The sequence below is a fragment of the Spiribacter sp. SSL99 genome (genome assembly GCF_009805925.1).
GTDB lineage: Bacteria > Pseudomonadota > Gammaproteobacteria > Nitrococcales > Nitrococcaceae > Spiribacter > Spiribacter roseus.
Map to the genome: position 1 here is coordinate 32,962 of NZ_MAOM01000018.1, position 13,769 is coordinate 46,730.

Below are 13,769 nucleotides of genomic sequence, written 5' to 3' on the forward strand. Positions count from 1 at the left end.
CAGCGTAACGCCGGCTGTCCGGCGCCCGCCAGTCTCACAGGTGGAAGTCCTCGCCCAGGTAGACCGCCCGCACCTCGGCGTTGTCGAGGATCATGCCGGGGGTCCCGTCGGCGATCACCCGGCCGGCGTTGAGGATGCTGGCACGGTCGACCAGGGCCAGCGTCTCGCGGACGTTGTGATCGGTGATCAGTACGCCGATACCGCGCTCCGCCAGGTGTCGGACGATGCCCTTGATGTCGCCCACCGAGATCGGATCAACGCCGGCGAAGGGCTCGTCCAGCAGGATGAAGCGCGGATCGGCGGCCAGCGCCCGGGCAATCTCAACGCGCCGTCGCTCGCCGCCCGACAGGCTGATCCCGGCCTGGTCACGCAGATGCCCGATGCCGAACTCCTCCATGAGTGCCTCCGCCTGCTCAAGCCGTGCCTGGCGTGACAGCCCGTCACGGGTCTCGAGCACGGCGAGCAGGTTGTCGAGCACCGACAGCCGCCGGAACACCGATGCCTCCTGCGGCAGGTAGCCGATCCCGCGCCGCGCCCGGGCATGCATGGGGAGGCTGCCAATGTCATCGCCATCCAGCCGGATGACCCCGGCGTCCGCCCGGATCAGGCCGACAATCATGTAAAAGCTGGTGGTCTTGCCGGCTCCATTCGGGCCCAGCAGACCGACGATCTCCCCACTCTGCAGGCCGATGGAGACCCCATCCACCACTGAGCGTCCGCGATAGGTTTTTGACAGCCCGCGGGCCTCGAGCTGGTTGCGCGCCATGCCGGTCAGTCCGTCGAGGGGTTGACGCTGACATTGACGCGCTCGTCGTCGTCAGCGCCGCTCTCGGCAACGGTACGGGCGGTTTCGGGGTAATGCGTGACGGTGCGTCCGGTCACTGTATTGTCGCCCTGCCAGAGGCGTCCGCCCTGTTTGAGGATCAGCCGCTCGGGGCCGGCGACGAAGTATTCCATCCGCGGTGCCTCGGCCCGTCGCGGGGCGGCATCCGCCACGGTCTCGCGATAGGTGGCCGGGGTGCCATCCACGGTCACCTGCTCGAGCTCGCCCGCGCCATTGCTGAATACCCGCATGACGTCGCCGGTGATGCGCAGGGTGCCGCGCGTCAGCACGACGTCGCCGCGATACACGCTGATGCCCTCGGCCTCGTCAACCTCGGCGCGGTCGGCCACCAGCTCCACCGGTGGCGGGGCGGACGCCCCATCGCCGTCCTGGCCATGCGCGACCGGCACGGCCACCACAAGCGCCAGCAGGGCGCCGATCCAGAGTCGCTCAGGGTGAAGCCGCATCGTACACTCCCTCTACATCGTCCAGCAGTTCAAGGCGCTCCTGCGCAAACCATACCCGTGCGCCGACGGCATCCACCCGCAGCCCGGGGCGGGTCATTGTGACGGGCTGATCCGTCTCGGCGTAACGCTCGGGGATTCTTGCATCCAGTCGCTGGGTGGTCAGCCGGGTCCGACCCTCGGCGGTCTGGCGCGTCATCACGACATCGCCGCGCAGCCGGGCACGGGTGTCGTCATCACCGATCCAGCCATGGTTCGAGCGGCCCCGCCAGGGCGGGCCCCGATCCGTCTCCACCCGCCAGTCCGGGGAGACGAGGCGCCAGCTGCCTTCCCGCGGGTTGTGGCGCGCGTCGGGTGATCGTACCCGCCAGCTGATCGCGCCGTCCGCATTGGTGGTGGTCAGTGTAACCGTGCGGGCATAGGCATCCAGGCGGGGGTCCGTCACCGTCCTGACCGCATCCGGGTCGCCACCCGCGCCAAACAGCCGCCAGCCGAGCAGGGCGGCCAGGGCCAGCGCCAGCAGCATGACCACTCGGCGGCGCATTCAGACCACGCCGCCACGCAGCAGATCGTGCATGTTCAACGCGCCCGTGAGCCGGCCTTCCGCGTCATTGACCAGCAGGCCGTTGATGCTGTGCCGTTCCATCAGCGCCAGCGCCTCGGCGGCCAGCTGCGCCGCTTCGACGCAGCGCGGGGCCGGCGTCATCACCGTGGCGATCGGGGTGGCATGCACGTCCACCCCCTCATCCAGGGCGCGGCGCAGATCGCCATCAGTGAAGATGCCGGTGACCCGCTGATCGGCATCGACAATCGCGGTCATGCCGAGCCCTTTACGGGTCATTTCGAGCAGCGCGTCCGCCATGGGCGTGTCCGGCCCCACGGCGGGCACCGCCGTGCCCGTGTGCATGAGATCGTCGATGCGCAGCAGCAGCCGCCGGCCGAGCCGGCCGCCGGGGTGCGAGCGGGCAAAGTCTTCGGCGGTGAAGCCGCGCGCGTCGAGCAGTGCGATCGCCAGCGCGTCGCCCATGGCCAGCGCCGCCGTGGTGCTCGCGGTGGGCGCGAGTCCCAGCGGGCAGGCTTCGGCGTCAACGCCGGCATCGAGATGGACGGCCGCGGCCTCGGCCAGGGTCGAGCCGGGCCGCCCGGTGATGGCGATCAGGTCCAGCCCGCGCCGTTTGATGGCGGGGAGCAGGCCGTTGATCTCCTCGGTTTCACCTGAGTTCGACAGGGCGATCACGCAGTCGCCGGCGGCCAGCATGCCCAGGTCGCCGTGTCCGGCCTCGCCCGGATGGACAAAGAACGCCGGCGTGCCAGTGCTTGCCAGTGTTGCCGCCAGCTTGCCAGCGATGTGCCCCGATTTGCCCATGCCCAGCACCACCACCCGGCCGCTGCAGGCCAGAAGGATTCGGCAGGCATGGGCGAAGGTGGCATCGATGCGATCGCGCAGTGCGGCCAGGGCGGCGGTTTCCGTGTCGATGACGGCCTGTCCCAGGCGGCAGAAATCGGTATCGGCGGTCATTGCTCTCGCTCTTAACGGTGACTGAAGAACAGCAGGGCCTGATAGGCAATGTACGCACCCACCAGCAGCCCGCCTTCCCATCGGCCCAGGCGGCCGCGCCTGCCCAGGCCATAGCCCACGACCAGGATGGCCAGCATGAAGCCGGTCATGATCCCGTAATCGCGCGCCAGATCCCCCTGATCAAAGGCGAATGGCGCGATCGCCCCGGCGATGCCCAGAACCGCGAGCAGGTTGAACAGATTGGAGCCGATGATGTTACCCACGGCAAGCTCGCTCTCGCCACGCCGCACGCTGGCGAGGCCTGCCGCGAGCTCGGGCAGGCTGGTGCCGATGGCGACGATGGTCAATCCGATGATCAGGTCGCTGACCCCCAGCTGGCCGGCGAGCAGCACCGACGCCCAGACCAGCAGGCGCGAGCTGGCGATGAGCAGCACCAGACCCAGCAGCGTCCAGCGCAGCGCTTGGGCGAGCGGAAGGGGTTCGGGCACTGCCGATTCCAGTTCGCGGGCGATCATGGCATCGCCGCGCTCCGGATGCCGGGCCTGCCAGGCCATCCAGGTCAGCACGGCCAGCATGCCGGCGAGAAGTGCCACCCCATCGAATCGGGACAGCGCCCCATCCGCCAGCAGCGCGCCGGTGGCCACAACCACCAGCATCAGCAGCGGGATCTCGCGCCGGAGGATTCCGGGGCTTATGACCAGCGGGCTGACCAGGGCGGTGGTCCCCAGGATCAGGCCGACATTGGCGATGTTCGATCCCAGCGCATTGCCCAAGGCAATGCCGGGGGTACCGTCGATGGCGGCAATGGCCGAGACGAGCATTTCCGGCAGTGACGTGCCGATGCCGACCACGGTCAGGCCGATCAGCAGGCTGGAGACACCCAGCTGGCGGGCCAGTGCCGAGCTGCCGTCGACGAATCGCTCGGCGCTCCAGGCGAGGGCGACGAATCCGGCGGCGATGACGACAAGCAGCGCGGCGATCAGCATGCAGGCCCTTCCATGACAGGTGTAACGGCACAAAGTATCGCATTTGACCGCCTTTATGGCTTGACGGATACTCCCGGCATTCCTCATCGCACCGACATCAGCGAAGCCATCCGCATGCCAGTTACCCAGTCCGAGGCCCTGATCGACCTGAGCGGCGTTGTCTTCAGCCGCGGCAGCAATCGGCTGTTCAACGGCGTCGATCTGCAGGTCAGGCGCGGTGAGGTCGTGGCGATCATGGGGCCCAGTGGGACGGGCAAGACCACGCTGCTGCGCCTGATCGGCGGTCAGCTGCGGGCCGCCGCCGGGCGCGTCGCCGTCGACGGGCAGGCGGTTGATCGGCTCTCGCGGCGTGATCTCTACCGGCTGCGCCGACGCATGGGGGTGCTGTTCCAGAGTGGCGCCCTGTTCACCGACATGACCTGCTTCGAGAACGTGGCATTCCCGTTGCGTGAGCACACCGACCTGCCGGAGACACTGATCCGCACGGTGGTGCTCATGAAGCTTGAGGCCGTCGGCCTGCGCGGGGCCCGCGACCTTTATCCCGGCGAGCTCTCCGGCGGCATGTCGCGACGCGTGTCGCTGGCGCGGGCGCTGGCGCTTGATCCCGAGATCATCCTCTATGACGAGCCCTTCGCGGGTCAGGATCCGATCTCCATGGGCGCGCTGATGCAATTGATCCGGCAGCTCAATGATGCGCTCGGGCTGACCAGCGTGGTGGTCTCGCACGATGTCGACGAGACCCTTCGCATCGCCGACCGGGCCTATGTGATCTCCGGGGGCGAGGTGATCGCGTCGGGGACGCCCGAGGCGCTGCGGCATAGCGAAAGCCGCTGGGTGGATCAGTTTCTCAATGCGCTGCCCGACGGGCCGGTGCCATTCCATTACCCGGCGCCTCCCATCGCCGAGGATCTCCGCGGGGCGGATCGATGATCGGCATGCTCCAGCAGCTGGGGGGCTCAACCCTGGCGACGGCGGCCACACTCGGCCGGGCGGTGCTGTTTCTGCTGCGGGTCCTGCGGGGCTCGGGCGAGCTGGTCCGACGCCCCGGTTTGCTGGTTCGCGAGATGTACTCGGTGGGCGTGCTGACGCTGGTCATCATCATCGTCTCGGGGCTTTTCGTGGGTATGGTGCTGGCCCTGCAGGGCTATTACACCCTGGTGGACTTTGGCGCCGAGCAGTCGCTGGGTGTTCTGGTGGCGCTGTCACTGACCCGCGAGCTGGGCCCCGTGGTCACCGCACTGCTGTTCGCCGGCCGGGCCGGCTCGGCGCTGACGGCGGAAATCGGGTTGATGAAGGCCACCGAACAGCTCGCCGGCATGGAGATGATGGCGGTGGATCCCGAGCATCGCGTCATCGCGCCGCGACTGGCCGCCGCGATCCTGTCACTGCCGCTGCTGACGCTGATCTTCAATGTCCTCGGCGTGACCGGCGCCTGGCTTGTCAGCGTCAATCTGCTGGGCGTGGATGGTGGGTCGTTCTGGTCGCAGATGCAGTCCCAGGTCAGCTTCTCCGACGATATCCTGAATGGGTTGATCAAGAGCGTGCTGTTCGGCGTGGTGGCCGGCTGGATCGCGGTGTTCAATGGCTACGACTGCCGGCCCACCTCCCATGGTGTGAGCCGAGCCACGACCCGCACGGTGGTGGTGACATCGCTGATCGTGCTGGGACTTGATTTTGTGCTGACGGCACTCATGTTCGACTGACGGAGGTTTGTCCGGTGGATAATTCCCGAACGATGGAAATTGCGGTCGGCGCCTTCGTGGCCGCCGGCCTGGCCGCAGCGTTCGTGCTGGCGATGCAGGTGAGCAACATCACCGCATTCCAGCGCACTGAGGGCTATACGGTGGAGGCTTACTTCCAGAATGTCGGTGGTCTGCGCGAGCGCGCTCCGGTGAGCCTCAGCGGCGTACAGATCGGGCGGGTCAGTGCGATCACCCTCGACCCTGGCCGGTTCGAGGCGCGCGTCGAGCTCACCATCCATTCGGAGTATGACGATCTGCCCAGTGATACGGCAGCGCGGGTGCGCACATCGGGGCTGCTCGGCGAGCAGTACGTCTCGCTGCAGCCCGGCGGCATGCCCGACTCGCTGGGGCCGGGTGACGAGATCACGCTGACGCAGTCGGCGCTGGTCCTTGAAGAGATTGTCGGTCAGTTTCTCTACGAGCAGTCCAGCGGAGACGCCCAGTGACACCGGCGCAGATCACGGGAACCGCGCCCCAGGCGCTGGGCATTGACGGCGACCTGACCGCGCGGACCGTGCCGGACCTGCTGGGCACACTGCCGGTCGCCGCCGGCGTCCACCGGGTCGATCTGACCGGGGTGCGCCAGGTCGACAGTGCCGGGCTGGCGCTGCTGGTGGATTGGCAGCGGCTTCTCAACGCCGATCAGGGCCAGCTCGAGCTGGTGGGTGTGCCGGAAGGGCTCCTGCGGCTCGCGCGGATCAGTTCGGTTGATACACTGTTGGGCTTTCAGGCGACAGATGCGGGGAATACAGGGCAATGATGGAACCGGAAGCCATTCGGGCGCTTTTGCAGACGGGCCTGAACGAGGCCGATGTCGAAGTCGTGGGCGACGGCCGGCACTTTCAGGCGCGGATCGTGAGCCCGGATTTTGAAGGCATCCCGCTGCTGCGGCGGCATCGCATGGTCTACGACCTGCTCCAGACCCACATCGACAGCGACGTGCTGCATGCCATCTCGATGCGAACACTGACCCCGGCGCAGGCCGCGGCCGAACAGGATTGAGCCGGTGGAACGACTGCTGATCCGCGGGGGGCGGCCCCTCGATGGTGACATCCGCATATCGGGGGCCAAGAACGCCGCGCTGCCCATCATGGCGGCGACCCTGCTGGCGGACGGGCCATCGGTGATCGGCAACATCCCCGATCTGCATGACATCACCACCACCATGGAGCTGCTCGGGCGCATGGGTGTGCGGCTGACGGTTGATGAGCGCATGCGGGTGGAAATCGACCCCAGCTTCATCGAGAACTGCCACGCCCCCTACGAGCTCGTGAAGACCATGCGCGCCTCCATTCTGGTGCTGGGGCCGCTGCTGGCGCGCTATGGCGAAGCCGAGGTCTCGCTCCCCGGCGGCTGCGCCATCGGGACGCGTCCGGTCAATCTGCACGTCCAGGGGCTCGAGGCGATGGGCGCGGAGATTTCGGTGGCGGGCGGCTACATCCGCGCGCGCTGCGAGCGTCTCAAGGGGGCGCGTCTGGTCATGGACCTGGTGACCGTCACCGGGACCGAGAACCTGATGATGGCGGCGACCCTTGCCGAAGGGCGCACCGTGATCGAGAACGCCGCCCGCGAGCCCGAAGTGGTGGATCTGGCGAACTGCCTCAACGCCATGGGCGCGCAGGTGAGCGGCGCCGGCACCGACACCATTGTCATCGACGGCGTCGAGCGGCTGCAGGGCGCTCACTACAACGTGCTGCCCGACCGGATCGAGACCGGAACCTTTCTGGTGGCCGCCGCGATGACGGGGGGCCGGGTCCATCTGCGCAATACCGCGCCGTACCTGCTCGATGCGGTGATCGCCAAGCTGCGTGAGAGTGGCGCGGACATCACTGTCGGCGATGACTGGATCCATCTCGACATGCAGGGTCGCCGGCCCCGCGCGGTCACCGTCCGCACGGCGCCTTACCCGGCCTTCCCCACCGATATGCAGGCCCAGATCTGTGCGCTCAATGCGGTCGCGGAGGGCGTCGGGATGGTGACGGAAACCGTTTTCGAAAACCGCTTCATGCATGTCCAGGAAATCCAGCGCATGGGCGCGGACATCCGCCTTGAGGGCCATACCGCCATCAGTCACGGCATCGAGCGGCTGACCGGCGCACCGGTCATGGCTACCGACCTGCGCGCCTCGGCCAGCCTGGTGCTGGCGGGACTGGTGAGCGCGGGCGATACCCTTGTCGACCGCATCTATCACATCGACCGGGGTTACGAGTGCATCGAAGAAAAACTGGCGCAGCTGGGCGCCGATATCCGCCGCATGCCGGGAGACAGCGTTCCGAACCATGACTGAACAGCTTACCGTGGCGCTTTCCAAGGGCCGCATCCTTGAACAGACCCTGCCGTTGCTGAGCCCGCTGGGCATCGAGCCACTGGAGGACCCGGAGCGCAGTCGCAACCTGGTGCTGCCCACCAGCCATCCCGGCGTCCGCCTGATCATCGTGCGCGCCACGGACGTGCCGACCTATGTTGCCCATGGCGGGGCGGATCTGGGCGTCGCGGGCAAGGATGTGCTCATGGAGCAGGGCGGCCACGGGCTTTATGAGCCGGTGGATCTGGGGATCGCCCGTTGCCGCCTGATGGTGGCGGGTCATCCCGGCGGGGTGCCGGCCGGGCAGCGCCTGCGTGTGGCCACCAAGTTCGTCAACATGACCCGGCGCCACTTCGCCGAACAGGGCCGTCAGGTGGATCTGATCAAGCTCTATGGATCGATGGAGCTGGCGCCGCTGGTGGGTCTTGCCGACCTGATCGTGGATCTGGTCGACACCGGTAACACCCTGCGGGCCAACGGCCTTGAGCCCCTCGAGACCATCGCGGATATCAGTGCCCGTCTGGTGGTCAATAAGGCGTCGATGAAGCTCAGACATCGCGAACTCAAACCGCTGATCGGCCGGATTGCCGAGACGGCGGCCACACGCGCCGACAGGTGAATCGCATGGTGGAAATACAGCGCCTCAGCACGACACAGCCCGACTTCGAGCAGCAGCTGCGCTCGCTCACCGACTGGGATGACGGCGCCACGCATGGCGTGGAAGCAGCCGTGGCGGAGATCCTCGCCGCGGTGCGCGGGCAGGGCGATGCCGCGCTGCGTTACTACAGCGAGCACCTTGACGGGCTGGCGGTGGAATCCGTCAGCGAGCTTGAGGTGGATGCCGCGCAGTGCCAGGCGGCGCTGGAGGGCCTCGAGCGCGCCGATCGCGATGCCCTGGAGACCGCCGCGGCGCGGATCCGCCACTATCACCTGCACCAGCGCCAGGCCGACTGGGAGAAGACCGAAGCGGACGGCAGCCGGCTTGGCCAGCAGGTGCGGCCACTCGAGCGGGTCGGGATCTATGTGCCCGGTGGCAAGGCAGCCTATCCGTCTTCGGTGCTGATGAATGCGATTCCGGCCCACGTCGCCGGCGTCGGGGAGATCATCATGGTGGCCCCGGCACCGGGCGGGCATATCGCACCCATGGTGCTGGCGGCGGCGGCCGTGGCGGGCGTGGACCGGCTGTTTCTGCTGGGTGGCGCCCAGGCCGTCGCGGCGCTCGCCTATGGCACGGAGACGCTACCGGCGGTGGACAAGATCGTCGGCCCGGGCAATGCCTATGTGGCCGAGGCCAAGCGACGGGTGTTCGGCCATGTCGGCATCGACATGGTGGCGGGTCCGTCCGAGATCCTCATTGTCTGCGATGGCCAGACCGATCCGGAATGGACGGCCATGGATCTGTTCTCGCAGGCCGAGCATGACGAGGATGCCCGCGCGCTGCTGATCTGCCCCGAGGCGCGCTATCTGGATGACGTTCAGGCCGCCATGGAACGCCTGCTGCCCGATATGGAACGCTCGGAGATCATCCGTGCCTCGCTCGCCCGGCGCGGGGCGATGATCTGTGTGCGTGATCTGGCCGAGGCGGCGGACGTCGCCAACTCGATCGCTCCCGAGCATCTTGAGCTGTCCGTGGTCGAACCTGAACGGCTGGCGGCATCCATCCACCACGCCGGGGCGATCTTTCTGGGCCGGTACACCCCCGAGGCGTTCGGCGATTACTGTGCCGGGCCGAGTCACGTACTGCCCACTTCGCGCACCGCCCGTTTCGCCTCGCCGCTGGGCGTCTATGACTTCTGCAAGACCACCAGCCTGGTGCAGTGCACCGCTGATGGAGCCGCCGTGCTGGGGCCGATTGCCGCCAGGCTCGCACGCTGTGAGGGCCTCACTGCGCACGCGCGGTCAGCGGAGATGCGCTACCGCGACTGACCCTCGGGTTGCGGTGGGCGCTGTGGGGCATCGCCGTTGAGGTCGGTGGGCCGCTCGGCGATCTCCACTTCCCAGCGCCGGGTCTCGCCGTCGCGCCGGCCGTTGAGGATGACTTCACGCCCCGGCGCCTGTTCGGTGATCCAGCTGAGCAGTCCCTGAACCGTGCGCACCGGCTCGCCGTTGGCGGTCTCGATGACATCCCCCGATGCAAGGCCGGCGCGGTCCGCGGGCCCGCCCGGTAGCACGGCGGCAATACGCAACCCGCTGCGCCCCTGATTGGGGAGGATCTGGGCACCGATCCAGCCCCGGATGACGCGGCCGTTCTCGACGATGTCGGTGAGCACCGACTGGGCGAGGTCCGCCGGGATGGCGAAGCCGATGCCGGTCGAGCTGCCGCTGTCACTGAAAATGGCGGTATTGATCCCGATCACCTCGCCCCGCGCGTTGATCAACGCACCGCCGGAGTTACCCGGGTTGATCGCCGCATCGGTCTGGATGAAGTTCTCGAAGGTGGTCAGTCCGACCTCGCTTCGGCCGAGGGCACTGATGATCCCCTGGGTGACGGTCTGCCCGACCCCGAACGGATTGCCGATGGCGAACACGACATCGCCGACGCGGGTCTCGCGCCGGTCCGCCAGCGGGACATGCGGGAGGTTGTCGGCATTGACCTGGAGAACGGCCAGGTCCGACTCCGGATCGGTGCCGATGACCCGCGCCGGGGCGTTTCGGCCGTCGGCCAGCATGACCTGGATGCGGGCGGCGCCGCGGATGACATGGTGGTTGGTGAGCAGTTGTCCGGCTGCATTGACCAGCAGGCCCGATCCCAGCGACGTATCAAGCCGCTCCTGCTCCTGCGCGGTCATGCCGCCAAGCAGCTCATCGAGGGCCGGGGAGTCGAGGAAGACATTGCGCGGATCCGGGTTGCGCGATGCGGTGTAAATGTTGACCACCGAGGGGGCCGCGACCTCGACGGCATCCGCGTAGCTGAAACGCTGGCCATCGGCCGATGACGGGCGCGGATCAGCGCGGGCGGCATCCCCGCCGCTGATGGCCGTGGGACCGGCGGGACGGCCGCCGAGCAGTTCCGGTGCCAGCCAGACCACGGTGATGGCGACGATCACCCCGACGAGGACATAACTGGTGACAAAACGAGTAAAACGTTTGAAGGCCATGCGCGCTATCCGGTCCAGCACTCCATGAATAAACCGCGATGATACACCCAAAGCGCTGTCCGCGGCGCGTTCGGACAGGGCGTTGGGCGCAGTCGTCGGGGCCCGCCGATCTTGACGATGGACGCTCGATGCGGGATTCTACCGCCATTGCGGACAGTGTCCGATTGTGCGCGCTCAGCGGGCCGTCCGGCCCCCGGTGACGATGCTGCTCCCGCCCAGAGACAGGCCTGACCCAGAGGATCCAGATGTCAGAGGACAAAGCAAACAACAGCCGTCGCCGGTTCCTGACCGGTGCGGTCGGTGTCGTCGGTGGTATTGGTGCGGCCTACGTCGCGGTGCCCTTCCTCGCGTACTGGAACCCCAGCGCCCGGACACGGGCCGCGGGGGCGCCGGTGGAGGTCGATGCCTCGACCATGCAGCCCGGGCAGAAGGTCAACGTGACCTGGCGCGGTCAGCCGGTCTGGGTGATCCGTCGCTCCGAGACGGCGATCGACTCGCTGGCCGGTCATGATGATGTGCTGAGCGATCCGGAATCCGCCGTCGCCAGCCAGCAGCCCGCCTACGCGCAGAACATGTATCGCTCGGTGGAGCCGGAATTCTTCGTGGTGGTGCCGATCTGTACCCATCTGGGTTGCATTCCTTCGTTCATGCCCCAGCCGGGATCGCTTGATACCAACTGGCCGGGGGGGTTCTTCTGCCCCTGTCACGGCTCCAAATTTGATAACGCGGGACGGGTCTACGCCGGGGTGCCGGCGCCGACCAATCTTGAAGTCCCCCCCTACCGGATCGCTGACAATGGCGTGATCGTGGTCGGGGAAGACCAGGAGGCGGCCTGATGAGTGACACGACCAAGGTGCAGGGTGGCGTGCTGGGCTGGGTGGACGCCCGTTTCCCGCTCAGCCGCATGTGGAACGAGCATGTCGGCGAGTACTACGCCCCCAAGAATTTCAACATCTGGTACTACTTCGGCGCGCTGTCGCTGTTCGTGCTGGTCAATCAGCTGCTGACCGGCATCTGGCTGACGATGAACTACAACCCCTCGGCCGAGGGGGCGTTCTCGTCGGTGGAGTACATCATGCGGGATGTCGAGTGGGGGTGGCTCATCCGTTATATGCACTCCACCGGCGCCTCGGCGTTTTTCGTGGTCGTCTATCTGCATATGTTCCGGGCACTGCTCTATGGCTCCTACCAGAAGCCCCGCGAGCTGATCTGGGTGTTCGGCATGATCATCTATGTCGCGCTCATGGCCGAGGCCTTCATGGGCTATCTGCTGCCTTGGGGACAGATGTCGTATTGGGGCGCGCAGGTCATCATCTCTCTGTTCGGTGCCATTCCGGGGGTGGGCGAGGAGCTGGCCCTGTGGATCCGCGGTGACTACAACATCTCCGGCGTTACCCTGAACCGGTTCTTCGCCCTGCATGTGGTGGCGCTGCCGCTGGCTCTGGTGGGTCTGGTGGTGTTCCACATCCTCGCCCTCCACGAGGTCGGGTCGAATAACCCCGACGGCGTCGACATCAAGAAGAACAAGGGTGCGGACGGCAAGCCGAAAGACGGCATCCCGTTCCATCCCTACTACACGGTCAAAGACACCTTCGGTCTTGGGGTCTTCCTGATCTTCTTCTCGGCGGTGGTCTTCTTCGCCCCGGAAATGGGTGGGCTGTTCCTGGAGCCGCCGAACTTCCAGCCGGCCGACCCCATGCAGACGCCGGCGCACATCGCACCGGTGTGGTATTTCACCGCGTTCTACTCGATCCTGCGGGCGATTCCCGACAAGCTCGGGGGCGTGATCGCGATGGGCTCGGCGATTTTCCTGCTGTTCCTGCTGCCATGGATCGATCGCGGGCGGGTACGCTCGGTGCGCTACCGCGGGCTCGGTCACAAGCTTGCGCTGGGCCTGTTTGCAGTGGCTTTCGTCTGCCTCAGCTACCTCGGCCTGCAGGCACCCTCGGACCTGTACTTTGGGCTGACGGTGACAACGTGGGCGCAGATCTGGAGCGCGGTGTACTTCGGCTTTTTCATCTTCCTGTTCGCCTACACGGCGTTCGGGTTCGAGCGTACCAAGCCGGTACCGGATCGGGTGACGGACTGATGAGAAAACTCCTCCTGATTGCCCTGCTTACCTGCCTGTCCGCGCCGGCATGGTCCGCCGGCGGCGGCGGTGACCTGATGGACGCCCGCGTCGATGTCTCCGACGAGGCATCGCTACAGCGCGGGGCGAAGCTATTCGCCAACAACTGCATGGGCTGCCATTCCGCCGAGTATGTCCGCTGGAACGCCCTGCCCGAGGCACTGGGCGTGTCCATGGAAACGGTCGAGTCCAATCTGATCTATGGCGACTACACGCCCGGCGACACCATCAACGCCGCGATGCGCAGCGCCGATGCATCGGACTGGTTCGGCGCAGAGCCGCCGGACCTCTCGCTGACCGCCCGGGCACGGGGAGCCGACTGGGTCTATACCTATCTCAACAGCTTTTACCGGGATCCGGATGCCAGCATTGGCTGGAACAACACCTTGCTTGCCAACTCCTCGATGCCCCATGTCCTCTGGCGGATGCAGGGGGTGCCCGAGGCCCGCTACGAGGAAAGCCACGGCGAGCAGCAGGTGGCTGAGGTGGTTCTGCCAGAGGGGCAGCAGGGCACGCTGACCGAGTCGGAATACCACCGGGCGACGCGTGACATCACCAATTTCATGGCCTTCATGGCCGAGCCGGTCCGGGCCAAGCGCCAGGAGATCGGCGTCTGGGTGATCGGCTTTCTGGTGATCTTCACCATCCTTGCCTATCTGCTCAAGCGCGAATACTGGAGGGACATCCACTGAGGAGTCAGCGAA

General features: G+C 66.8%; 17 protein-coding genes. 11 read left to right on the top strand and 6 right to left on the bottom strand.

Annotation, left to right across the window (positions count from 1 at the left end; translation table 11 throughout):
- Nucleotides 1-34 precede the first annotated feature (34 nt).
- From lptB to BA899_RS06760, 5 genes are read right to left on the bottom strand one after another with little or no spacing between them, the layout of a single operon-like run.
- Nucleotides 35-766: an LPS export ABC transporter ATP-binding protein gene (lptB, locus tag BA899_RS06740; protein WP_110882919.1), complete on the bottom strand. Its 732-nt coding sequence runs from the start codon at nucleotides 764-766 to the stop codon at nucleotides 35-37.
- A gap of 5 nt (nucleotides 767-771) precedes the next feature.
- The gene (gene lptA / locus BA899_RS06745) at nucleotides 772-1,290 is read right to left on the bottom strand and encodes a lipopolysaccharide transport periplasmic protein LptA (RefSeq protein WP_159300147.1); all 519 of its coding nucleotides are present in this window, start codon (nucleotides 1,288-1,290) and stop codon (nucleotides 772-774) included.
- Entirely contained in the window at nucleotides 1,274-1,831 is a 558-nt protein-coding gene (gene lptC / locus BA899_RS06750; protein ID WP_144348018.1) for an LPS export ABC transporter periplasmic protein LptC, read from the bottom strand. Before lptC ends, lptA begins: the two co-directional genes overlap by 17 nt.
- The gene (locus BA899_RS06755) at nucleotides 1,832-2,806 is read right to left on the bottom strand and encodes a KpsF/GutQ family sugar-phosphate isomerase (RefSeq protein ID WP_110882922.1); all 975 of its coding nucleotides are present in this window, start codon (nucleotides 2,804-2,806) and stop codon (nucleotides 1,832-1,834) included. It lies immediately after the preceding gene.
- 11 nt (nucleotides 2,807-2,817) lie between these two features.
- Nucleotides 2,818-3,786 (bottom strand): calcium/sodium antiporter, encoded by a 969-nt coding sequence (locus BA899_RS06760; RefSeq protein WP_370456331.1) that lies wholly within the window; start codon nucleotides 3,784-3,786, stop codon nucleotides 2,818-2,820.
- 120 nt (nucleotides 3,787-3,906) lie between these two features.
- Between BA899_RS06760 and BA899_RS06765 the strand changes: the two genes are divergently transcribed.
- From BA899_RS06765 to hisD, 8 genes are read left to right on the top strand one after another with little or no spacing between them, the layout of a single operon-like run.
- A complete protein-coding gene (locus tag BA899_RS06765) occupies nucleotides 3,907-4,722 on the top strand; it encodes an ABC transporter ATP-binding protein (protein ID WP_110882924.1) in 816 nt (271 codons plus the stop codon).
- Nucleotides 4,719-5,495 (top strand): lipid asymmetry maintenance ABC transporter permease subunit MlaE, encoded by a 777-nt coding sequence (gene mlaE, locus BA899_RS06770; protein ID WP_110882925.1) that lies wholly within the window; start codon nucleotides 4,719-4,721, stop codon nucleotides 5,493-5,495. Before BA899_RS06765 ends, mlaE begins: the two co-directional genes overlap by 4 nt.
- 32 nt (nucleotides 5,496-5,527) lie before the next feature.
- The gene (mlaD, locus tag BA899_RS06775; RefSeq protein ID WP_235011841.1) at nucleotides 5,528-5,980 is read left to right on the top strand and encodes an outer membrane lipid asymmetry maintenance protein MlaD; all 453 of its coding nucleotides are present in this window, start codon (nucleotides 5,528-5,530) and stop codon (nucleotides 5,978-5,980) included.
- Nucleotides 5,977-6,294: a lipid asymmetry maintenance protein MlaB gene (locus tag BA899_RS06780; protein ID WP_159300148.1), complete on the top strand. Its 318-nt coding sequence runs from the start codon at nucleotides 5,977-5,979 to the stop codon at nucleotides 6,292-6,294. Before mlaD ends, BA899_RS06780 begins: the two co-directional genes overlap by 4 nt.
- Nucleotides 6,291-6,536, top strand: a complete 246-nt coding sequence (locus tag BA899_RS06785; protein ID WP_235011840.1) for a BolA family protein — start codon at nucleotides 6,291-6,293, stop codon at nucleotides 6,534-6,536. Before BA899_RS06780 ends, BA899_RS06785 begins: the two co-directional genes overlap by 4 nt.
- A 4-nt stretch (nucleotides 6,537-6,540) precedes the next feature.
- On the top strand, nucleotides 6,541-7,821 hold the full coding sequence (murA, locus tag BA899_RS06790) for a UDP-N-acetylglucosamine 1-carboxyvinyltransferase (RefSeq protein ID WP_148122378.1): 1,281 nt from the start codon (nucleotides 6,541-6,543) through the stop codon (nucleotides 7,819-7,821).
- A complete protein-coding gene (gene hisG, locus BA899_RS06795; RefSeq protein ID WP_110882930.1) occupies nucleotides 7,814-8,458 on the top strand; it encodes an ATP phosphoribosyltransferase in 645 nt (214 codons plus the stop codon). The genes murA and hisG overlap by 8 nt, the downstream gene beginning before the upstream one ends.
- 5 nt (nucleotides 8,459-8,463) lie before the next feature.
- Entirely contained in the window at nucleotides 8,464-9,765 is a 1,302-nt protein-coding gene (gene hisD, locus BA899_RS06800) for a histidinol dehydrogenase (protein WP_159300149.1), read from the top strand.
- On the opposite strand, the gene BA899_RS06805 is transcribed toward hisD, so the two are convergent.
- Complete coding sequence (locus BA899_RS06805) at nucleotides 9,753-10,937, bottom strand: S1C family serine protease (RefSeq protein ID WP_159300150.1); 1,185 nt, start codon at nucleotides 10,935-10,937, stop codon at nucleotides 9,753-9,755. The genes hisD and BA899_RS06805 overlap by 13 nt on opposite strands.
- Nucleotides 10,938-11,182: 245 nt before the next feature.
- On the opposite strand from BA899_RS06805, the gene petA reads away from it, so the two are divergent.
- Genes petA through BA899_RS06820 form a run of 3 tightly spaced genes read left to right on the top strand, consistent with a single transcriptional unit; the run spans nucleotide 11,183 to nucleotide 13,757 of the window.
- On the top strand, nucleotides 11,183-11,773 hold the full coding sequence (gene petA, locus BA899_RS06810) for a ubiquinol-cytochrome c reductase iron-sulfur subunit (protein WP_110882933.1): 591 nt from the start codon (nucleotides 11,183-11,185) through the stop codon (nucleotides 11,771-11,773).
- Nucleotides 11,773-13,026, top strand: coding sequence for a cytochrome bc complex cytochrome b subunit (locus BA899_RS06815; protein WP_110882934.1), 1,254 nt, complete (start codon nucleotides 11,773-11,775; stop codon nucleotides 13,024-13,026). The genes petA and BA899_RS06815 overlap by 1 nt, the downstream gene beginning before the upstream one ends.
- Nucleotides 13,026-13,757 (top strand): cytochrome c1, encoded by a 732-nt coding sequence (locus tag BA899_RS06820; RefSeq protein WP_159300151.1) that lies wholly within the window; start codon nucleotides 13,026-13,028, stop codon nucleotides 13,755-13,757. Before BA899_RS06815 ends, BA899_RS06820 begins: the two co-directional genes overlap by 1 nt.
- Nucleotides 13,758-13,769 lie beyond the last annotated feature (12 nt).